A 21,613-nucleotide genomic window follows, 5' to 3' on the forward strand; every position below is an offset into this window, starting at 1 on the left:
CAGGACGGTTTCCAGCGCAGTGTCGAGCACATCGAAGGCCGCCGAAAGCGTCTCCCCGTCGACCATGACACCGCAACTCATACTGACGAAACTAGACCGACCCACCGACAAAACACCCCGCCAAGAAATCAAAGTGACACACGAGGTTTCGCGATTTTCGTGAGTGTGCACTGATGGTGATTTGTCGCTCGGCGGCGGGCAAAAAGCCCTGGTCGCGCGCGACCTCCGATACTGCGCCGGGGCATGCCGGTGCGCGTCCCAGAAGTTGTCGGTCAGCTGCCCTAGAATTCGCGGTGCCTTGATAGCCACGCCATTTCCGAAGGGGGCGCCGGGATGCGATTCCTGCATACCGCCGACTGGCAGCTGGGCATGACTCGGCACTTCCTGGCCGGGGATGCTCAGCCGCGGTATGCGGCCGCGCGACGCGACGCGGTTGCCGGTCTGGGCGCCCTGGCGGCCGAGGTGGACGCCGAGTTCGTGGTGGTCGCCGGCGACGTCTTCGAACACAATCAGCTTGCCCCGCAGGTGATCGGCCAGTCCCTGGAAGCCATGCGCGCCATCGGAATTCCGGTCTACCTGCTGCCCGGCAACCACGATCCCCTCGATGCGTCATCGGTGTACACCAGCGCCTTGTTCACCGCTGAATGCCCGGAGAATGTCGTAGTGCTGGATCGTGCCGGCGTCCATCAGGTTCGGCCGGGCCTTGAGATCGTTGCTGCGCCATGGCGGTCCAAGGCTCCGACCACCGACTTGGTCGCCGACGTTCTCGACGGCCTCGACGCCGGATCGGTCACCCGGGTGCTCGTCGCCCATGGCGGCGTCGACGTGCTCGACCCCGATCGCGAGAAGCCGTCGCTGATTCGGTTGGCCCGCCTCGAAGAGGCGCTGGCCCGTGGTGCGGTCCATTATGCGGCACTGGGGGACAAGCATTCGCTTACCGAGGTCGGCGACGGTGGCCGGGTGTGGTACTCCGGATCTCCGGAAGTGACGAATTTCGATGACATCGAATCCAATCCGGGTCATGTGCTGGTCGTCGACATCGACGAAACCAATGCGGTGTCGGTGACGCCCCGGCACGTGGGTCACTGGCGGTTTGTCACCCTGCATCGTCAGGTCGACACCAGCTGCGACATCGCCGACCTCGACATGAATCTCGATCTGATGCCCGAGAAGGATCGCACCGTGGTGCGGCTGGCCCTGACCGGCTCGTTGACGGTCACCGACCGCGCCGCGCTGGACGGCTGCCTGGACCGATACGCGCGGCTGTTCGCATGGCTGGGCCAATGGGAACGCCACACCGACCTCGTGGTCGTGCCCGCCGACGGCGAGTTCACCGACCTCGGCATCGGGGGATTCGCCGCCGTGGCAGTTGAAGAGTTGGTCGCCACGGCGCGTGGGGACGACACCGACTCGGCCTGCGACGCCCAGGCCGCGCTGGCGCTGCTACTGCGGCTCACCGATCGGGGCGCCGCATGAAGCTGCACCGATTGGTTCTGACCAACTACCGCGGAATCGCGCACCGCGAGATCGATTTTCCCGACAGCGGCGTGGTCGTAGTGAGCGGTGCCAACGAGATTGGCAAGTCGTCGATGATCGAGGCGCTGGACTTGCTGTTGGAATCCAGGGACCGCTCGACGAAGAAGGAAGTCAAGCAGGTCAAGCCCACCAACAGCGACGTCGGGTCCGAGGTAACCGCGGAAATCAGCAGCGGCACTTACCGTTTCATCTACCGCAAGCGATTTCACAAAAAGTGCGAAACGGAATTGACGGTACTGGCGCCGCGCCGTGAGCAGCTGACCGGTGATGAGGCCCACGAGCGGGTCCGCTCGATGCTCGCCGAGACTGTCGACAACGACCTGTGGCACGCACAGCGGGTGCTGCAGTCCACATCGACGGCCGCGGTGGATCTGTCGGGCTGCGACGCGCTTTCGCGTGCACTGGATGTCGCGGCCGGTGACGAGGCTGCGCTGTCCGGCAACGAGCCGTTGCTCATCGACCGGATCGACGCCGAATACGCGCGCTACTTCACCCCCACCGGACGCCCCACCGGAGAATGGGCCGCGGCCATCACGCGGCTGTCCCACGCCGACGCTCGCGTCACGGAGTGCACGGCGGCGGTCGCAGAGGTCGACGACAGGGTGCGTCGCCATGCGGTGCTGACCGAGCAAGTGGCGGAGCTCTCGCAACTGCGGTTGGCGGCCGGTCCGCGATTGGCCGTCGCGCAAGCCGCCGCCGACAAGGCCGCCGAACTCACTCGCCAAGCGCGGGAAGCCGCGCTGGTCGCGACCGCCGCCGCAGCGACCAGCACCGCCGCGGACGCAGCCCACAATGGCCGGTCGCGACTGGTCGCCGAGATCGAGACGCGCACCGCGGCTGTCGCGGCTGTCGAGGCGCAAGCGCGGCAAGCCGCGATTGCGCAGACGGCTGCGCAGGCCGCGGCCGAGGGTGCCGGTACCGCGATGGGCGAGGCCACCCAGGTTCTGACCGACCTGCAGCGCCGCGTCGAAACCGCCCGCCGCACGGTCGACCAACTCGCCGACCGTGAGGAGATCGACCGGCTCAGCACTCGTTTGGCCAAGATCGATGCCATCGGGCGCGATCGTGACCGGGTCGCCGCGGAGCTTTCCAATGTCGTCCTCACCGAGGAGTTGCTCCGGCGAATCGAAAGCGCCTCCGCCGCGGTCGATCGCGCTGGCGACCAGCTGACGTTGATCTCGGCGGCTCTCGAGCTCACCGCCGCAGCCGACATCGAACTGTCGGTCGGGGGCCAGCGGGTGTCATTGCCGGCCGGCCAGAGCTGGTCGGCGACGGCCACCGGTACCACCGAGATCGAAGTCCCCGGTGTGCTCACCGCGCGGATTACTCCCGGCGCGACGGCGCTCGACGTGCAGTCGAAATATGATGCGGCACAACAAGAACTGACTGTCGCACTGGCTAGCGGCGATGTCGCCGACCTTGCCGCAGCCAGATCAGCCGACCAGCATCGCCGCGAATTGCAAAGCAGTCGTGACCAGTTGGTCGCGACGCTGTCCGGGCTATGCGGCGACGAAGACGCCGGCCAGCTCCGGGATCGGCTTGAGAAGCTGCGTGCCGGCCAACCGGACGAGCCCGATCTCTTCGCCGCCGATATCGCCGCCGCACGTGCCGAACTCGATGCCGCGCAGGCCGCTCGCCTGGCCGCGGAAACCGCATGCGAAGCCCGTCGCCAGGACTCGTCTGTCGCCGACGCACGGCTCGCCGAAACATCCACCCGGGCAACGCTTTTAGTGAACGAAGCGACAACCCAACGCGCGGAACTTGGTCGGGCCACCGACCAGCTGGCCCAGGAACGCGCCTCAGTCAGTGACCAGGACCTGGCCTCGTCGGCGGACGCCGGACAGCGGGCCGCGGCAACCGCGCAGCGCCGAGCCGCGGAGTTGAGCGAAGAGCTGGCCGCCGCGGCACCGGACACGGTAACCGCCGAATTGGCCGCGGCCAGCGACGCAGCCAAGACGCTGGGCGGCCGCTATGAAGATGCCGCCCGCACGTTGCGTGAGCTCACCATCGAACTCTCGGTTTTCGGCAGCGAGGGCCGCCAGGGCAAGCTCGACGCCGCGGAGACCGAGCGCGAGCACGCCACCAGCCAGCACACCCGGATCGGCAGCCGGGCCCGCGCGGCGGAGCTGCTGCGGTCGGTGATGTCCCGCCATCGCGACACCACCCGGCTCGGCTATGTCGAGCCCTATCGCACGGAATTGCAGCGACTCGGTCGCCCGGTGTTCGGACCCAGTTTCGAGGTCGATATCGACACCGACTTGTGTATCCGGAGCCGAACCCTGGATGGCATCACAGTGCCCCACGACTCGCTGTCGGGTGGGGCCAAGGAGCAACTCGGCATCCTGGCGCGGTTGGCCGGTGCCGCCCTGGTCGCTAAGGAGGACGTCGTTCCAGTAGTGGTCGACGATGCGCTGGGGTTCACCGACCCCGACCGGCTGGCCAAGATGGGCGAGGTGTTCGACACCGTCGGTGCCCACGGGCAGGTGATCGTGTTGACCTGCAGTCCCGATCGTTACGACGGCGTGAAGGGTGCGCATCGTATCGATCTCAACGTGTAGGACACCGGGTCGTTCCGTCTTACGCTCACCCCGAAACGGGGTGCAACATGGACATTCAGTGCGATTACCTGGTGGTCGGTACCGGCTCGAGCGGCTCTGTCGTAGCGGGTCGACTCAGCGCATCACATTCGGTGCTCGCGCTCGAAGCGGGCCCGCTCGACAAGGACCGGTTTATTCGAGTCCCCGCGGGCTTTTCGAAGCTATTCCGCAGCGAGGTCGACTGGGACTATCTGACCGAACCGCAGGTCGAACTGGGCGGCCGCGAAATCTACTGGCCCCGAGGCAAGACGCTCGGCGGTTCATCGTCGATTAACGCGATGATGTGGGTGCGTGGATTCCAGGCCGACTACGACGAGTGGGCGGTGCGAGCCGGCTCGCAATGGTCTTTCACCGAGATGCTCGGATACTTCCGTCGCATCGAAAACGTTACCGATGCCTGGCATTTCGTAAGCGGGGACGACAGCGGGGTGACCGGTCCGGTACACATCTCCCGGCAGCGTAGCCCTCGCTCCCTGACGGCGGCGTGGCTAGCCGCGGCGCGCGATTGCGGACTTCCCGCCGCGCAGCCGAATTCCCCACGACCGGAAGGCTTTTGCGAGAGTGTCGTCACCCAGTACCGCGGCGTTCGGTGCAGCAGTGCCGATGCCTATCTGAAACCGGCGATGAGCAGCAAGAACCTCACCGTGCTCACCGGGGCCACCGTTACTCGAGTCCTCATCGACGGAACCCGGGCAATCGGTGTCGAATTCGAGCGCGACGGCCAGCTTTGCATCGCCCATGCGCGCCGCGAGGTGGTGCTCTGCGGCGGTGCGATCAATAGCCCCCAGCTGTTGATGCTGTCCGGTATCGGCGATCGCGACCACCTCGCCGAGCACGGTATCGACACCGTCTACCACTCACATGAAGTGGGGCAGAATCTGATCGACCACCTCGCGACGCCGTTGGGTTTCGACGTCTACGGTGACAGCTTGTTCGCGGCGCAAAAGCCGAAACAGCTGATCAATTACCTGTTGCGACGCCGCGGCATGCTGACCTCGAATGTCGGTGAGGCGTACGGGTTCGTACGCAGCCGACCAGAACTCGACCTTCCTGATCTCGAGCTGATCTTCGCGCCGGCACCCTATTACGACGAGGCACTCGGTGAGCCCGAGAGCCATGGGGTGGTGTTCGGACCGATCTTGGTGGCACCGGAAAGTCGCGGCCAGATCACGCTGCGGTCGGCCGACCCGCACGCTAAGCCGGTCATCGAACCGCGTTACCTGTCCGATCCCGGTGGTGTCGACCGCGCCGCGATGATGGCAGGGCTGCGGATATGTGCCCGGATTGCCCAGGTTCCCGCTTTGAATAGTCTGCTCGGTCCGATCGCGCGACCACGCGATTGCACCGAGCTGAACGAAGCCACCCTCGAGCTGGCGCTGGAAACCTGCTCGCACACCCTCTATCACCCGCTGGGCACCTGCCGGATGGGCAGTGACGAGGCCAGCGTGGTGGATCCGCAGCTGCGGGTGCGAGGCGTCGACGGGCTTCGGGTCGCGGACGCATCGGTGATGCCCAGCACCATTCGTGGCCACACCCACGCTCCGTCGGTGCTGATCGGGGAGAAGGCCGCCGACCTGATCAGCGACTGACGTGGCAGCCATCGGTGCCGCCTGCTGCACTGCCGCGCTGCTGATCGCGAGCGAGCTAGGCAGAATGGGCACCGATGACGATGAATGCGAAACGGCGCCGGGTGCACGAAAGGCTTGCGGGAATGCCCGGCGTCCGGCCGGTGCGCAGACCGATATCCCCAGGCAGCGCCGAAGAGTTCGATCTCTACTACGTACGCACCGGCCGCAAGTCCGCCCACCCACTGGTTATCATCCCGGGAGGCCCGGGGGTGGCATCGCTGCAGGTCTACAAGGGGTTGCGGCGCCGAGCGGCCATCGCTGGCCTGGACGTCATCATGATCGAGCACCGCGGGGTCGGCATGTCGCGTCATGACGACGCCGGCGCCGACCTGCCGCCCGAAGCGATCACGGTCGATCAGGTGGTCGACGACATAGCCGCGGTGCTCGACGACGCCCATGTGGACTCCGCCGTCATCTATGGCACGTCGTACGGCAGCTATATCGCGGCCGGCCTCGGCGTCCGCCACCCCGGCCGGGTGCAGGCGATGATTCTCGATTCGCCCGTGTTGTCGAGGCACGACATCGCGGTCGTACGCGACGCCGTCCGCGCCTTGCTGGTCGACGGCAGGACTCCGGAAACCGCCGCGTTGGCGCCCAAGGTCCGCAAGCTGATCGACGACGGGCTGATGTCCGGATCGGCGGGGGAGATCGCGACGACTATTTACGCATACGGCGGGGCCCCGCTGCTGGATCGCGAGCTGGACCTGTTGCTCAGCGGTCGAAAGACGGTGTGGTGGGCGCTATCCCGTATGTCCGCCGTCGTCAGTCTGAATGTGGCATTTCGTCACGAAATCGATTTGGTCAGCCGCATCGCGTTCCGCGAACTCGACTATGCCGCCGAACCCGACGGCTTGCCACTGGATCCCGCGATGGCAATGCGCGAAATCATGAGTGAAACGGCCGCTTTCGAGGCCGAACCGTACGACCTGATCGCCGAGATGCCCAAATTCAGTTGGCCCACGGTGGTGATCTCCGGCGGGCGCGATCTGGTGACACCACGGGCGGTGGCCGAGCGCGTGGCATCGCTGGTGCCCAACGCGCTGCTCTTAGAGTTGCCGACGACGGCGCACAGCGCGGTGGATTTTCGTGAGGCTGCCGCACTGACCATCGCAGTGGCGGTGTGCCGCGGGGAATCGGACACGCTTGCGGGTCGGGGATGGGCGCTGGACTCGCTGCCCGCCCGTCCCGCGCTGCGCCTGCTCTGGAAGGCGGTGGGGGTGGCCGCTATCGCGGAGGGTGCGCTACCCGCGATGCCACCGCTGTGGCGGCGGCTCAGATCTGCATGAACCCGATTGCGGTGTAGTCCACATCGGCCAGTCCGGGTGCGCCGTAGTTCGCCAAATCATCTCGTACCGCCCGGTTTCCGGGTGACTGGAACAGTGGCAGGTTGAAGGCTTCTTGCCAGATCATCGAGTCAACCTGGTTGGCCAGTACACGCGCCTTGTCCTGATCGAGCTCCGAGAGGGTCTCGGCGATCTTCGCATCGATCGCGGCATTGCCGATCCGGCCGAAATTGCTGTCGCCATCCGAGGTGTAAATCTGGGGAAGCGCGGACAACGGGAAAGCATTCCCTTCCCAACCGAATTGAGCGATATCAAAGTCGCCGACTCCGATGTACTGGCTGAAAAAGCCGCTGCCGGCCTTAAGGTCGAGCACCAGCTTCACACCGATTTGCGCCAGGCTGTTCTGCGCCACCATGGCAATCTGCCGGTTGGACGCCGCGTCGAAGAGCACGTCGCGAACGACGAGCTGCTTGCCGTCCTTCTCCCGCACCGCCCCGTTGAGCTTCCATCCCATGGCATCCAAGGCCGCACGGGCTCTATCCGGGTTGTAATCGCCTGGTGCGCTGTTATTTTGATAGCCGACCTGCCCGGCCACGTAGATATGATTGTTCAACGGCGTCGGATGAGTGGTCAGGCCGTGCTGCACGACATCGACGATGGCTTGGCGATCGATACCCTGACACACCGCCAGGCGCAGCCGTTCGTCGGCCATGATGGAACCCTCGGCGCCATTGAAGGTGAAGTGGAACCAGGTGGGGGTCGGCGCACGCCGAATCACGATGCCAGGCGTCCGTTGGGCGGTGACCATATCGTCGAGTGTGGCGATGCCGGCGGCATCGATTGCCTTGTTCTGCAGCGCCGGGATGACAGCGGAGACGTCGAGCACCAGAAAGGTGATCGAATCCAGCCGCGGCTTGCGGCCCCACCACCTCGTGTTGCGGGTCAACACGATGCGCTGTGCGGTCCGGTCAATCGTGGATACGATGAACGGCCCGGCCGACGGGCCGGGAGCCTCGAGCTGGCCCTTGTTGAAGACCTCCGGGTTGGCTGTCATGCTCCGGGGTTGTATCCCGCCGGCGAACATCCCCCGCCATTCGGCGTACGGATCAGAGAAGGTGACCACTGCTTGCCGGTCGTCGACACCTCTGGTCACCGATTTCACGCGTTCGAACCCGGCCCGGCTGGCGATCAAGTACCGCTTGTCGCGGCCATTGCAGGCGTCAACTTCCGACTTGAGGTCTTCCCACGTGATCGGCGTGCCGTCGCTCCAGGTGGCCTTCGGATTGATTGTGTACGTGACGGTTTGGGGGTTGGTCCCGGTCAGCTCGGCACCGGTGAAGTAGTCGGTATTGAGGTTCAGCGTGCCATTGGCCTGGGTCATGAACGCACCCGGCAGCGTGGACCCCAGCACCGCGGCGGTATCGGAGGTATTGCCATCGATGTTCAACTCATTGAAGTTGTCCGGGAAGGCCGTCAGCGGCAGTCTCAGGTTGCCGCCGTCACGCAGCGTCGCAGGGTCGTGCGGGTTCATGTCGCTGCTGGCTCCGACCTGCGCGGCCCGAGTCTCCGGCAGGTCTTGGTATCCACTCGAACACCCGGTGACCACCAACACGGGCGCCAGCAGCAGCGCTGCGAGCTTGCGGGCCCTCGGTGCGTGCGTCACCCGACGATGCTAACCGGTTGTGGCATCACCGATGCGCTCGCGGAACGGCGTCTAGCAGGCGCCGGGTGTATTCGTGCTGTGGGTTGGTGAAGACCTCGTCGCCGTCGCCCTGCTCGACTATGGCACCCCGGTACAGCACCACCACCTGATGCGCCAGGTGTTTCACTACGGAAAGATCATGTGAGACAAACAGATACGACAGGCTGAACCGTTCTTGCAGGTCGAGAAGCAGGTTGATGATTCCGGCTTGGATCGAGACATCCAGCGCCGACACCGGCTCGTCTAGCGCCATGATCTTGGGCTGCAACGCCAGCGCCCGCGCGATGCCGATGCGCTGCTTTTGTCCACCGGAGAACTCGGCGGGGTAGCGCGTTGCGTCGCCGTGCCGCAAACCGACGATGTCGAGCAGCTCCGCTACTCGTGCATCCGTGTCCCCCTTGCGAAATCCGTTTGCCTGCAATGGTTCGGCTATGACTTCGGAAACGGGCAGCCTGGGGTCCAGGGATGCCACCGGGTCTTGGAATACGACCTGAATGTCGCGTCGCAGCGCGTGCCTTCGCTCCCGGCTCAACCCGGCGACGTCTTCGCCGAGCACTTCGATGGAACCCCTTTGTGGTGCGATCAGCTCCAGGATCTGTTGCAGGGTAGTCGATTTCCCAGAGCCAGATTCTCCGACGATCGCCAGCGTGCGACCCTGTTCCAGGGTGAAGCTGACGCCGTCGACCGCGCGTACCTCACCCACCCGCCGGCGGAAGACCAGGCCCTTGGTGAGCGGGTAGGTCTTGCTCAGGTCGACGACCCGCAGCACCGTCGCGCCGCCGTCGGCCGCACTATCGATGGCTGGCGGCGCAGTTGTCACGTCGAAGATGTCGGCGGCAGTGCGGCCCGCGACGTCGTCGGTACGGATGCAGGCGGCCCGGTGGTTTTCCTGAATGGTGATCAGAGCTGGTTCAGCCGAACGACATTCGTCGATCACCAGCGGGCAGCGGGGGGCGAAGGGGCAGGCGTCCGGGACAAGCGTCGACAGGTTGGGCGGCGCACCCGGAATCGGAATCAGTCGAGTGCCCTGCGGGGCGTCCAGCCGCGGCGCCGAACCTAGCAACCCGACCGTGTAAGGCATCCGGCGGTCCTGGTACAGATCATCAACGGTCGCGATCTCGACCTCGCGCCCGGCATACATGACCATTGCCCGGTCGGCGAACTCCGAGACCACCCCCAGGTCGTGCGTGATGATCAACACGCCCGCACCGGTGACATCGCGTGCAGTCCGCAGGACGTCGAGAATTTGGGCCTGCACGGTGACGTCCAGTGCAGTGGTGGGCTCGTCGCAGATCAGCAGGTCCGGATCGTTGGCGATCGCGATCGCGATCACCACCCGCTGGCGTTCGCCGCCGGATAGCTCGTGTGGGAACGCTTTTGCCCGGCGGTCCGGCTGCGCGATGCCGACCAGATCGAGCAATTCCGCGGCTCGCTTGCGGGCAGCTGCCCGGCTGACGTCATCGTGGTGAACCCTGATGGCTTCGGCTATCTGGTCCCCGACGGTGTAGACGGGAGTCAGTGCCGACATCGGGTCCTGGAACACGGTGCCGATCGTCTTTCCGCGGATCCGAGACATCGCCTGGTCGGGCAGCCCGAGTAGCTCCTGGCCTTGCAGCCGCACCGAACCCGACACCTCACCGTATTCGGGCAGCAGCCCGACCATCGCCATGGCGGCGGTGCTTTTGCCGGAGCCCGATTCGCCGACGATGGCGAGCACTTCGCCCGGATCGACATGGTAGGTCGCCCCCCGCACCGCGGGTACCCGTGAATCCCCGGTGTCGAAGGTAACGCTGAGGTCGGTCACCTCCAACAGGGCCGTCATTGTGGCCGCCCAACTGGTTTCCGCTTGTTGCGCCGTGACGGTTTCGCGCTCGGATCGACGGCGTCGCGCAGTCCGTCGCCGGCGAGATTGGCGCACAACACAATCAAAACCAGCGCGGCTCCCGGGAACATGAAGACCCACGGGAATGTGGTTACCGAAGGAGTGCCTTCGGCGATCAGCGTGCCCAGCGAAACGTCTGGCGGCTGAATGCCGAATCCCAAGAAGCTCAGCCCCGTTTCGGCCAGGATCGCGAAACCTACGTTGAGCGTTGCGTCGATGATCAGGATCGAGGCGACATTCGGGACGATGTGATGCACGATCACCCGTCGGCTCGATACTCCCATATACCTTGCCGCGCGGACGAATTCACGTTCTCGCAGGCTCATCGTCAAGCCGCGCACCATCCGTGAGCTGACCATCCAGCCGAACGCGGCGAGGAGCACGATGAGCCACAGAATGCTGTTCGATTGTTTGGTGCGCGGGGTGACGATGGCAATCAGCAGGAAACTGGGCACCACCAGCAGCAGGTCCACCAGCCACATCAGCGCCCGATCGCGCCAGCCTCCGAAATAGCCCGCAATCGAACCGACGGTGGCGGCGATGGTGGTCGAGATCAGTGCCACGCAAAAGCCGATGAGTAACGACTTCTGCATGCCGCACAGGGTTCGGGCCAGCAGGTCCTGGCCGAGCGCGTTGGTGCCGAACCAGTGTCGCAGCGACGGCGGCTGCAGCAGCGCGTGCAGATCCAGATCGGTGCCGTTGTACGGCAGTAGCGGCGGTAACGCGTAGCAGCCGACGAATGACAGCACCAGCAGAATCAGTGCCACCGCCGCCGGCTTGTTGCGAAGGAAGCGGCGGATCAACAGGTTTCGGCGCGACGTGAACGTGGCGACCGGGTGGATGCCAGACCGTCCCGCCGAGCTCTGCGCCTGCTGGGTCATGAAACCCGCACCCTGGGATCCAGCGCCGCGTAGATGATGTCGGACAACAGTCCCGCCAGCAGAACGGCCGCGCCGGAGAACAGCGTGATCGCCGCGACGACGTTCGCGTCCTGGGTTGCGATTCCGGACACCACCCACTCGCCCATGCCGTGCCAGCCGAAGATCTTCTCGACGAACACCGCGCCGACAACCAGGCCGCTGACGCCGTAGGCGAACAAGGTGGCCATCGGAATCAGCGCGGTGCGCAATCCGTGTTTGAACAGCGCGCGCCGACGGGTCAGGCCCTTGGCCCGCGCGGTCCGGATGAAGTCCTCGCCGAGCACGTCGAGCATCGCATTGCGTTGGTAGCGGCTGAAACCCGCGATCGCGCCCAGGGCCAGGGTGAGGGTGGGCAGCACGATGTGTTGCAGGCGTTCGATCAACTCGTCGACGGTTCCAGTAGGCGGCAGCGGCGAGGTCTCCCCGGTGTACTGGAAGATCCCCACACCCGCGAGCATGTTGATGTGCAACGCACCCAATATGAGCAGGCTCGCCAGCACGAAAGACGGGATGCTCAAGACGATCAGCGACAGCACGGTGATCACCCGATCGCTGAGCTGGTACTGCCGGACCGCGCCCCAGGCACCCACAATGACGCCAATCAGCGTGCCCAGCACCGAACCGGTCACCACCAGTCGCAGGCTCACCCCGACCCGGCGCCACAGCTCCTGGGAAACCGGGTGACCACTCACCGTCACTCCGAAGTCACCGTGCAGCACACCGGAAATCCAGTTGGCGTACCGGATGACCACCGGCTTGTCCAAGCCCAGCGCAACGGCTTTGGCGTGAATGGCCTCCGGAGGAGGCACCGGGTGGCGCTGCACAAAGCTGTCGAGCGGATGAAACGTCTGCGAGGTCAGCAGGAAAGTCAAGAAGGACGCCAGCACCAGCAGGACGACGTAATTGAGGAACCGCCGGGCAAGGTACCGAATCATGCCAGGTGGGCCCGCCTGCATCGCATTGGGACAGGTTAGCGAGATACCGGGAACGGCGTCGCGTCCAAGCTTGCGTTCTCGCTGATTTTCACCGGTGAAATCCGCGTTATCAGTTGTTAAGATCCGTCGCGGCAGGCATCCGCGTAGCAAATACCCGAGGAGACTGGCATGACGGTTACCGACGACTACCTGGCCCACAATGTCGGTTACGCAAGCGCGTTCGAAGGACCACTGCCGATGCCGCCGAGCAAACACGTGGCGGTGGTCGCCTGTATGGATGCCCGGCTCGACGTCTACCGCCTGCTCGGTCTCAACGAGGGCGAGGCACACGTCATCCGCAACGCCGGCGGGGTGATCACCGACGACGTCGTTCGTTCACTGGCGATCAGTCAGCGGTTGCTGGGAACTCAAGAGGTCATCCTGATTCACCACAGCGACTGCGGGATGCTCACCTTCACCGACGACGACTTCAAGCGGACTATTCAAGAAGAGACGGGTGTGAAACCGCCGTGGGCGGCCGAGGCTTTCCCGGATCTTGCCGAGGACGTCCGGCAGTCGCTGCGGCGGATCGAAAACAGCCCGTTCGTCACCAAGCATGTGTCGTTGCGCGGCTTCATCTTCGATGTGGGCTCCGGCAAGCTGGAAGAGATCGCCCTCTAGCCCACCTTGTAGGTAGCGAGGGCTTTGGCGAGCAGCCTGCCCTCCGGGTCGACGATCTCGGCCTCGCAGTTGGTCAGCGATCGGCCGCGCCGCAGCACGCGACCCACCCCGATCACGTCGGTGGCCCGGGCCGGCGCCATGAAGTCCAGAGTCATCGACACCGTGACACCCCGCAGATCCGGCGGTGCTTCGGCACCGCACCACGCCGCTGCCATCACGGTGAGATCGGCGAGCGTGGCGATGGCACCGCCGTGCACCATGTCGCCGACGGTGACGTTGGAGGGATCCCACGGCAGCCACAGCCGCACTTCTTCGTCGCTGAGCTGATCGGCGACGATGCCCAGCTTGGCGACGAACGGCGACTGGGGGAGAAACTGCGCGATCACGTCGCGGCCGCTGGTGGGCGCGGAAGGGGTAGTCATCTGCTCATGCTTTCGCACGGGCCGGCCGCGGCGGAAGGGCCTGCACCGCAACCTGGCGTGATGTGCCCGGTAGTCGGCTTGCGCGCCACCAGAGCTGCCGCCCATTGACACCGCCGGAAGGGACTGGTTCTATAGACGGCAATGACCGTAAACATGGTCAGTTCTACCAACTTTATCGGATATACGGTTTGGGCAAGGAAGTCATGACCAGTGACGTAACGGTGGGGCCGTCGGCCGGCCAGTACGAATTGAGCCATCTGCGCTCGTTGGAGGCCGAAGCCATCCACATCATCCGGGAGGTTGCCGCGGAGTTTGAGCGGCCGGTGCTGCTGTTTTCGGGCGGCAAGGACTCCATCGTGATGCTTTACCTGGCGCTGAAGGCGTTCCGCCCCGGGCGGCTGCCGTTCCCGGTCATGCACGTCGACACCGGTCACAACTTCGACGAGGTGATCTCGACCCGCGACGAGCTCGTCGAGGAGTTCGGGGTGCGCTTGGTGGTGGCCTCGGTGCAGGAAGACATCGACGCCGGACGAGTCGTGGAGACCATCCCGTCGCGCAACCCGATACAGACCGTGACGCTGCTGCGCGCAATCCGGGAGAACAAGTTCGACGCCGCGTTCGGCGGGGCCCGGCGCGACGAGGAGAAGGCGCGCGCCAAGGAGCGGGTGTTCAGCTTCCGCGACGAATTCGGCCAGTGGGACCCCAAGGCGCAACGGCCCGAGCTGTGGAACCTCTACAACGGCCGGCACCACAAGGGCGAGCACATCCGGGTGTTCCCGCTGTCGAACTGGACCGAGTTCGACATCTGGTCCTACATCGGCGCCGAGAAGATCAAGTTGCCCCCGATCTATTACGCCCACCGGCGCAAGGTTTTCGAACGCGACGGGATGCTGCTGGCCGTGCACCGGCACATGCAGCCGCGCGCCGACGAGCAGGTGGTGGAGAAGACGGTGCGGTTCCGCACGGTCGGCGACGTCACCTGCACCGGGTGCGTCGAATCCGAAGCCGGCACCGTGTCGGAGGTCATTGCCGAAACCGCGGTGTCCCGGCTGACCGAGCGCGGGGCTACTAGGGCGGACGATCGCATCTCAGAGGCTGGAATGGAAGACCGGAAACGGCAGGGTTACTTCTGATGGCTGCACCAACCACACTGCTCCGCATCGCAACTGCCGGCTCGGTCGACGACGGCAAGTCCACCCTGATCGGGCGGCTGCTGTACGACTCCAAGGCCGTGATGGAAGACCAGTGGGCGGCGGTCGAAAAGACGTCCAAGGAAGCCGGCCACGAATACACCGACCTCGCATTGGTCACCGACGGCCTGCGGGCCGAACGCGAACAGGGCATCACCATCGATGTCGCTTAACGCTACTTCGCCACGCCCAGGCGGAAATTCATCATCGCCGACACCCCGGGCCACATCCAGTACACCCGCAACATGGTGACCGGCGCGTCGACCGCCGCACTGGTGATCGTGCTCGTCGATGCCCGGCAGGGCCTGCTCGAGCAGTCTCGCCGGCACGCCTTCCTGGCATCGCTGTTGGGCATCCAGCACATCGTGCTGGCGGTCAACAAGATGGACCTGATCGACTGGGACAGGGCGAAATTCGAAGCGATCAAGGACGAGTTCCACGCTTTCGCCGCGCGTTTGGACGTGCAGGATGTGGCGACTATCCCGCTTTCCGCGTTGCACGGCGACAATGTGGTGACCAAATCAGATAAGACACCCTGGTATGAGGGTCCGGCGTTGCTGTCGCATCTCGAAGAGGTGTACATCGCCGGTGACCGCAACCTGGTCGACGTGCGGTTCCCGGTGCAGTACGTGATCCGGCCGCAGACCCATGAGCATCGAGACCACCGCAGCTACGCCGGAACGGTGGCCAGTGGAGTGATGCGCCCAGGCGACGAGGTGGTGGTGCTGCCGGTCGGCAAGACCAGCAAGATCAGCGCGATCGAAGGCCCGAATGGTCCTGTGGAAGAGGCATTTCCACCAATGGCCGTGTCGGTGAGCCTGGCCGACGACATCGATATTTCGCGTGGCGACACGATCGCCCGCACCAACAACCAGCCCAGGGTCGCGCAGGAATTCGACGCGACCGTGTGTTGGATGGCCGATGGCGCTTCGCTCGAGCCGGGCCGCGACTACGTCATCAAGCACACCACCCGAACCACGCGTGCGCGGGTCACGGCGCTGGATTACCGGCTCGATGTCAATACCCTGCATCGTGACAAGAGTGCTACGGCGTTGAAGCTCAACGAACTTGGCCGTATTACGCTGCGCACCAGGTGCCGTTGCTGCTCGACGAGTACACCCGCAACGCCAGCACTGGTTCATTCATCCTGATCGACCCGAACACCAACGGCACCGTGGCGGCGGGCATGGTGTTGCGCGATGTCGCGGCGCAGAAGGCAAGCCCGAACACCGTGCGGCACGAGTCGTTGGTCACCGCCGAAGACCGGGTGGCCCGGGGCCGGACGGTGTGGCTGACCGGACTGTCGGGTGCGGGCAAATCGTCGGTGGCCATGCTGATCGAGCAGAAGCTGCTCGAAAAGGGCATTCCTGCTTACGTTCTCGACGGCGACAACCTGCGGCACGGCCTGAACGCCGACCTTGGCTTTTCCATGGCCGACCGTGCGGAGAACCTGCGCCGGTTGGCCCATGTCGCAACGCTGCTCGCCGATTCCGGCCAGACCGTGCTGGTGCCTGCGATCAGCCCGCTGTCCGAGCATCGTGAGATGGCTCGTAAAGTTCACGCCGACGCCGGATTTGAGTTCTTCGAGGTGTTCTGCGATACCCCGCTCTCCGAGTGCGAGGCGCGTGATCCCAAGGGGCTCTATGCCAAAGCCCGCGCGGGTGAAATCACGCATTTCACCGGTATCGACAGTCCGTACCAGCGGCCGAAGAAACCGGATCTGCGACTGATCCCGGACCGTTCGCTCGAGGAAATGGCGCAGAGCGTGATCGACTTGCTGGAGTTGCGCAGCTAGGCGCGCAGACCCGGGCACCCGTGCGGGTGGCACAATTCTCAGGGTGCGGATGTCAGCAAAGGCGGAGTACGCGGTGCGGGCGATGATTCAGCTCGCCACCGTGGGCAGCGGCACGTTGGTCAAGACCGACGACTTGGCCCAGGCGCAGGGCATACCGCCGCAGTTTCTCGTCGATATCCTCACCAACCTGCGTACCGACCGCCTGGTGCGCAGCCACCGCGGCCGCGACGGGGGCTATGAGCTGGCTCGTCCGGGTAGCGAGATCAGCATTGCCGACGTGCTGCGTTGCATCGACGGGCCGCTGGCCAGCGTCCGGGACATCGGCCTCGGCGATTTGCCGTACTCGGGACCCACGGCTCCGCTGGCCGACGTATGGCGTGCGTTGCGGGCCAGCATGCGCGCGGTCCTGGAGGAGACGACGCTGGCGGATGTCGCGTCCGGCACGCTGCCCAAGCACGTCGCGAAGCTCGCCGACGACTATCGCAGCCAGGAGAGCGTCCGGCACGGCGCTTCGCACGCCGACTAGTCCGCGGCGCTCAGCCGGCTGATCCGTAGGGCTGAGTCAGAATCTCCATGGCATGCCCGGAGGGATCCAGGAAGTAGACCCCGCGGCCTCCGTGGTGGTGGTTGATCTCGCCGGGACGGCTTTGGCGAGGATCGGCCCAATGCGCCAGGCCACGCGATTGGATCTTGCCGTAGATGGTGTCGAACTCCGGCTCGGAGACCAGGAATGCGTAGTGCTGCCGCCGGATCTCTTCGCCCTCGGGGGCGTTCGCGAAATCGAGGTTCACGCCGTGCTCGAGTGCGACAACCATGAAGTTGCCAAACGGCAACGGGGCGGGCAGGTCGAAGAGCTCGGCGAGAAACTCCGCGGACTCGCGTTTGTCGCGTGCCGCGACGATGGTGTGGTTGAAATTGATGGACATAGTTCTTTCCAGCTTACTTGGGCGCGGTCAGTTCCAAGGCGATGTTGTCGGGGTCGCGGAACTCAAGAATGTAGGACGGCCCAATGTCTTTCACCGGCTCGTGCTCAACCCCTAGTTCGTCGAGATGTGCTGCCGCGGCATCTAATTCGTCCAGACTGGCGAGCCGGAACGCGATGTGGTCAAGACCGCAGCGGTCTTCGTGGAAGCGGTCCGTGGCGGCCGGCCGCAGCCCCAGCAGCGTGCCGCCGAGGTCATAGATGACGCCGCCGAACAGAAAGCCCAACTGGCTGCGGGTTGCCTTGCTGGCGTTCTCTGGAACTTCCAGCAGCACTGGCCACTCGAACACGCTCTCGTAGAACTGTCGCGACCGCTCGATATCGGTGACCGTCAGGCGGACGTGTGCGATGGACGTACTCGTGAAGGGCACTCACCCGAGCATGCCAGAATCGCCGTCGTGCGGATAGCAATGACAATGCCCGTGATGGAGCCGGATTTGGATGCCATGGTGCTGGAGTCCTGGGCGCGTGAGATCGACGAGGGGCCGTTCTCGTCGCTGTGCTGGGGCGAGCGCATCGCGTTCGAAAACCCGGATAACCTCACGTTGCTCGGTGCGCTCGCCGCCTGGACCAAACGGGTCCGGCTGATGACGACGGTGATCGTGCCGCAGCTGCACGATCCGACCATGTTGGCGAAGGGCTTGGCGACCGGGGACATGCTGTCCGGCGGGCGGCTGACGGTCGGCATCGGCGTGGGCGGCAGACATGAGGACTACCACGCGGTGGGCGCCGACCCGTCGACGCAGACGATGCGTGACATGGCCGAGCGGGTCGCGGTGATGAAGCGGGTGTGGGCCGGCGAAAAGATCACCGAGTCGGTGCTCCCGGTCGGACCCGGCCCGGTTCAGCCCGGTGGTCCGCCGCTGTTCGTCGGCAGCATCGGGCCGAAGACCATCCGCAGCGCGGCCGCCTGGGCCGACGGGCTGGCCGGCACCACCTTGGACCTGGACGTCGACAAGCAGAATGAGCTTTTCGACGTCGCGCGGGCGGCGTGGGCGCAAGCCGGCAAGCCCAAACCCCATCTGGTGACGTCGTTCTGGTTCGCCTTTGGCGCACCCGAGCAGTCCCGAGCCCAGGTCCATCGTCATCTGCTGCGCTACATGAACTGGATACCTGCGCAGTACGTCGACGCGATGGCCCCGACGACCGGCTGGGCCGGCAACGAGGACGAGTTGGCGGCGGTGTTGCGCAAATTCGAAGAGATCGGCACCGACGAGGTTCAGCTCATTCCGACCAGTTCCGACATCGACCAGGTGCGCCGTGCCGCGGACGTCGCCGCGTGGTTCTAAGCTCCGAGGCGTTCGCGACCGATATCCGGTTGCTGCGGCGGTCGGCCCTTTTGCAGCGTCGCCACCAATTCGCGGTAGGGACCGACAAGGTAGACGGTGTCGCCGGCACGCAGCCGGGCGTCGCGACGCGGGTGTAGCTGCACCGGGGCGTCTTCTCGGGTGATCGCGATAACGCGGGTTTGCGTGGACAGTTCGAACATCCGCAGGCCGTCGAGCTCGCTGCGCGCTGCCACGTGCATACCGCCCACCATGAAGTAGCGCTGCCCGACGGAAAATGTCCCCAGCACCTGCAGGCCCATCGCGGCGCCGACGAACCACGGGGCGGCCAGTGAGACGGTCGAACGGACGGTGTCGAAACCGAACCGCTCGGCCACCGCGGCGCCCAGCGCACGGTCGTAGATGCGCAGCACGATCGGCATGTCGGGCCGGATGACCTTGGGCATGACCCGCGGCCCCAACATCTCGCGCAGCACGATCCCGGTCTCGATGTTGACCATGTCATCGCGGGTCAGCACCGCCACCGCACGCGCGGTGTCGACACGGGCCGCTTCCAGCGTTTGGCGCAGCGTCGCATCCCCGAAGATCACCGGCACCCGGAGTTCGGCGGCCGTCGACAGGAAGCGATTGTTCTCGTCTAGCTCGATCACCGCCACGTCGTATCCGGCGGCGGTCAGGTCGGCGCTGACGCGGCTGCCGAACGAGCCCAGCCCGACGACGACGACGTGATTGCGCAGGTGGCGCGCGCGCCGGCGGCCGGCCGTGTGAGCGAAGCGCCGCGAGATCAGCAGGTCGGCGATGAACGCGACCAGGACAGCGGTGGTGGTCAGCCCGCCGAACATCAACATGATGCTGAACAGTCGCAGCCAGGTGGGCTGTGACAGGAAGCTGAAGTCGCCGTAGCCCACCGTCGCGATCGTCTCGGTGCTGAAGTACAACGCGTCGACCCAGGTCATTTTCGCGTGCGGCTGGTAGCAGTAGCGCAACAACACCGTCGAGCCGATCAGCACGGTCAGCACCGCTGCGACCGCGCGCATGAACATCGGGTTGACGTCGTTGCGCAGGCCGCGCGCGACGTCAAGGGCGCGCCGTAGCCGGCGCTGACGGATGCGTGTCGTGTTCGGCCTCGGGCCCTTGATGCCGCGCGCCGCCAGCTCTTCGACGGTGCCGATCATCGTGGTCCAGTCGCCGGCGCGAACCTTCAGGTCGCGACCCGGGCAGGTCTCGAGCAACCCGGGCGTGGGCGAGTCCTTGCCGTGGACCACCGCCACCGGCGCCAGGTCTGCGTAGATCTCGCGCAGCGTGGCGTCATAGGGCGCTTCGGCACCGGCCACCAGAAATTTGATGCCGGCCGCTTCGAAGGGGTGCGCGGTGTGCGCCAGAGCAGCCTCGACGACCGACGGTGCCGCCAATTCGGCGACATCGAGGATGGCGCCGGGACCGTTATCGTCGGCAACCGCTTCGCGCAGTACATCATTGGCCAGCCGGGCCACCACACGCACATTGGGATTGGCTTTCCTTGCCAGCAGCGCGATTTCGAGATTTATCGCGTCGTCATCGCCGGCGCAGACCACGGCGGCCGCGCGAGCAATCCCAGCCTCGACGAGATCGTCCTTGGTGTCGGCGACATTGTCATCGACGAGCTTGGCGATGGTTGCGCCGGCGTTTTCCAGCTCCTCGGCTATCGTCGTCGCGAGTGCGTCGTCACCGCTGACGATGATGTGGCCGTGCATGCACACCCCACCTCCCGTCGCATCGCGTTGTTATGACTATCGGCTACTGTGCCGATTTCTGCCAGCGAAACGCGCGGATGGTCGATGCGACGGTCGCTTGTCGCCTTGATGCCGGAGTCAACACCGATGTGCGGCAAGCAGAGTCATGGCTTCGGCTTGCGGGCGCGCAGGTGGGATACTCTGGTCATGCCCACAGCCAGAAACGGTCAGCACAGCATCGCCATCGCGGCGCCTCCCGAGCGGGTGTACGACCTGATCGTGGACCTCAGCCGGATGGGGGAGTGGAGCCCGGAGTGCTACCGGTGCGAGTGGTTGGACGGCGCAACGGCGGCGGCGCCGGGTGCACGTTTTCGCGGGTACAACCGGCTCGGCCCGTTGCGGTGGAAAAGAACCGTTGTGATCGATACCGCCGACCGTGGCCGTGAATTCGCCTTCACGACCGTCAACGACGGCGCCGGTCGCGAGGAAACCCGCTGGCGCTACGCATTGCAGCCGTTGCCGTCGGGAACGTTGCTCACCGAATCTTTCCAGTTCCTGTGGTGCTCAGTGCCCAGCAGACTGGCCGAAGCGGCGATCCCGCGCGGACGTCAGGTCAACCGGGGCATCGAGGAGACGCTGCGGCGCATCAGGGATGCTGCCGAAAGGGCATAGCGTTCATATTCCCCTCGGCCGCAACGGTTTTGCGCTACAGGACGCGAACGTCGGACGGTGACCAGAATGCCCGCATCGACGTGATCTTCGCGTCGTCGTCGAACGTCATCAACGAGATGGGTGAGATACGAGTGCGAGTGTCGCCGGCGTCGAGTGTCAGATGCCAGAAGAACGCCGCCTCGTTGCCGCCGACGCGTAGTTCGGCAAGTTCGGTCTCTTTCTTGGCATCTTGGAACGCCGTGTAGAACTCGCGCACCGCGTCCTGGCCGCGCCGCACCTCCGATCCGGCCGGATCTTCGATCGTGGCGTCGGCGGTGTAGAGGTTCACAATCTCATCGGTGGCGCCGTTGGCAACGTGCGCGAGATAGCTACTGACCGTCTGGGTGATGGCTTCTTGGGAAGGCATGGCTT

17 protein-coding genes and 2 pseudogenes are annotated in these 21,613 nt (G+C 65.1%); 10 read left to right on the forward strand and 9 right to left on the reverse strand.

The window, feature by feature from the left end:
• The first annotated feature begins 333 nt into the window (after positions 1-333).
• The 4 genes from H7K34_RS06360 to H7K34_RS06375 all read left to right on the forward strand — a co-directional run bounded on the left by H7K34_RS06360 (position 334) and on the right by H7K34_RS06375 (position 7,047).
• A complete protein-coding gene (locus tag H7K34_RS06360; protein ID WP_264060996.1) occupies positions 334-1,476 on the forward strand; it encodes a metallophosphoesterase family protein in 1,143 nt (380 codons plus the stop codon).
• On the forward strand, positions 1,473-4,094 hold the full coding sequence (locus H7K34_RS06365) for an AAA family ATPase (RefSeq protein ID WP_264060998.1): 2,622 nt from the start codon (positions 1,473-1,475) through the stop codon (positions 4,092-4,094). Before H7K34_RS06360 ends, H7K34_RS06365 begins: the two co-directional genes overlap by 4 nt.
• Before the next feature lie 47 nt (positions 4,095-4,141).
• Positions 4,142-5,722, forward strand: a complete 1,581-nt coding sequence (locus tag H7K34_RS06370) for a GMC family oxidoreductase (RefSeq protein WP_264060999.1) — start codon at positions 4,142-4,144, stop codon at positions 5,720-5,722.
• Positions 5,723-5,796: 74 nt separating this feature from the next.
• Complete coding sequence (locus H7K34_RS06375; protein WP_264061000.1) at positions 5,797-7,047, forward strand: alpha/beta hydrolase; 1,251 nt, start codon at positions 5,797-5,799, stop codon at positions 7,045-7,047.
• Here the strand turns inward: H7K34_RS06375 and H7K34_RS06380 are convergent.
• Genes H7K34_RS06380 through H7K34_RS06395 form a run of 4 tightly spaced genes read right to left on the reverse strand, consistent with a single transcriptional unit; the run spans position 7,034 to position 12,483 of the window.
• Complete coding sequence (locus H7K34_RS06380) at positions 7,034-8,707, reverse strand: ABC transporter family substrate-binding protein (protein ID WP_264061001.1); 1,674 nt, start codon at positions 8,705-8,707, stop codon at positions 7,034-7,036. The two genes, H7K34_RS06375 and H7K34_RS06380, sit on opposite strands and share 14 nt — an antisense overlap.
• A 25-nt stretch (positions 8,708-8,732) precedes the next feature.
• Entirely contained in the window at positions 8,733-10,568 is a 1,836-nt protein-coding gene (locus tag H7K34_RS06385; protein WP_264061002.1) for a dipeptide ABC transporter ATP-binding protein, read from the reverse strand.
• Complete coding sequence (locus H7K34_RS06390) at positions 10,565-11,509, reverse strand: ABC transporter permease (RefSeq protein WP_264061003.1); 945 nt, start codon at positions 11,507-11,509, stop codon at positions 10,565-10,567. Before H7K34_RS06390 ends, H7K34_RS06385 begins: the two co-directional genes overlap by 4 nt.
• A complete protein-coding gene (locus H7K34_RS06395) occupies positions 11,506-12,483 on the reverse strand; it encodes an ABC transporter permease (protein ID WP_264061004.1) in 978 nt (325 codons plus the stop codon). Before H7K34_RS06395 ends, H7K34_RS06390 begins: the two co-directional genes overlap by 4 nt.
• Positions 12,484-12,651: 168 nt before the next feature.
• Between H7K34_RS06395 and H7K34_RS06400 the strand changes: the two genes are divergently transcribed.
• On the forward strand, positions 12,652-13,143 hold the full coding sequence (locus H7K34_RS06400; protein ID WP_264061005.1) for a beta-class carbonic anhydrase: 492 nt from the start codon (positions 12,652-12,654) through the stop codon (positions 13,141-13,143).
• On the opposite strand, the gene H7K34_RS06405 is transcribed toward H7K34_RS06400, so the two are convergent.
• Positions 13,140-13,529, reverse strand: a complete 390-nt coding sequence (locus H7K34_RS06405) for a PaaI family thioesterase (RefSeq protein ID WP_264061238.1) — start codon at positions 13,527-13,529, stop codon at positions 13,140-13,142. The two genes, H7K34_RS06400 and H7K34_RS06405, sit on opposite strands and share 4 nt — an antisense overlap.
• A 189-nt stretch (positions 13,530-13,718) precedes the next feature.
• Here H7K34_RS06405 and cysD point away from each other — a divergent pair.
• The 3 genes and pseudogenes from cysD to H7K34_RS06420 all read left to right on the forward strand — a co-directional run bounded on the left by cysD (position 13,719) and on the right by H7K34_RS06420 (position 17,076).
• Positions 13,719-14,698, forward strand: a pseudogene (gene cysD / locus H7K34_RS06410) (sulfate adenylyltransferase subunit CysD).
• Positions 14,698-16,550, forward strand: a pseudogene (gene cysC / locus H7K34_RS06415) (adenylyl-sulfate kinase). Before cysD ends, cysC begins: the two co-directional pseudogenes overlap by 1 nt.
• Positions 16,551-16,593: 43 nt before the next feature.
• Positions 16,594-17,076, forward strand: a complete 483-nt coding sequence (locus H7K34_RS06420; RefSeq protein WP_264061006.1) for an Rrf2 family transcriptional regulator — start codon at positions 16,594-16,596, stop codon at positions 17,074-17,076.
• A 10-nt stretch (positions 17,077-17,086) separates the two neighbouring features.
• On the opposite strand, the gene H7K34_RS06425 is transcribed toward H7K34_RS06420, so the two are convergent.
• Both H7K34_RS06425 and H7K34_RS06430 read right to left on the reverse strand, forming a co-directional pair.
• Complete coding sequence (locus H7K34_RS06425) at positions 17,087-17,476, reverse strand: VOC family protein (RefSeq protein ID WP_108925239.1); 390 nt, start codon at positions 17,474-17,476, stop codon at positions 17,087-17,089.
• Positions 17,477-17,489: 13 nt separating this feature from the next.
• Positions 17,490-17,903, reverse strand: a complete 414-nt coding sequence (locus H7K34_RS06430; RefSeq protein ID WP_264061008.1) for a VOC family protein — start codon at positions 17,901-17,903, stop codon at positions 17,490-17,492.
• Positions 17,904-17,942: 39 nt separating this feature from the next.
• On the opposite strand from H7K34_RS06430, the gene H7K34_RS06435 reads away from it, so the two are divergent.
• Positions 17,943-18,821, forward strand: coding sequence for an LLM class flavin-dependent oxidoreductase (locus H7K34_RS06435; RefSeq protein WP_264061009.1), 879 nt, complete (start codon positions 17,943-17,945; stop codon positions 18,819-18,821).
• Here the strand turns inward: H7K34_RS06435 and H7K34_RS06440 are convergent.
• Positions 18,818-20,551 (reverse strand): NAD-binding protein, encoded by a 1,734-nt coding sequence (locus tag H7K34_RS06440; RefSeq protein WP_264061010.1) that lies wholly within the window; start codon positions 20,549-20,551, stop codon positions 18,818-18,820. The two genes, H7K34_RS06435 and H7K34_RS06440, sit on opposite strands and share 4 nt — an antisense overlap.
• 186 nt (positions 20,552-20,737) lie before the next feature.
• Between H7K34_RS06440 and H7K34_RS06445 the strand changes: the two genes are divergently transcribed.
• Positions 20,738-21,202, forward strand: coding sequence for an SRPBCC family protein (locus H7K34_RS06445; RefSeq protein WP_264061011.1), 465 nt, complete (start codon positions 20,738-20,740; stop codon positions 21,200-21,202).
• 34 nt (positions 21,203-21,236) lie between these two features.
• On the opposite strand, the gene H7K34_RS06450 is transcribed toward H7K34_RS06445, so the two are convergent.
• On the reverse strand, positions 21,237-21,608 hold the full coding sequence (locus H7K34_RS06450) for a nuclear transport factor 2 family protein (protein ID WP_264061012.1): 372 nt from the start codon (positions 21,606-21,608) through the stop codon (positions 21,237-21,239).
• Positions 21,609-21,613 lie beyond the last annotated feature (5 nt).

The organism is Mycobacterium montefiorense (assembly GCF_025823255.1).
Classification (GTDB): domain Bacteria; phylum Actinomycetota; class Actinomycetes; order Mycobacteriales; family Mycobacteriaceae; genus Mycobacterium; species Mycobacterium montefiorense.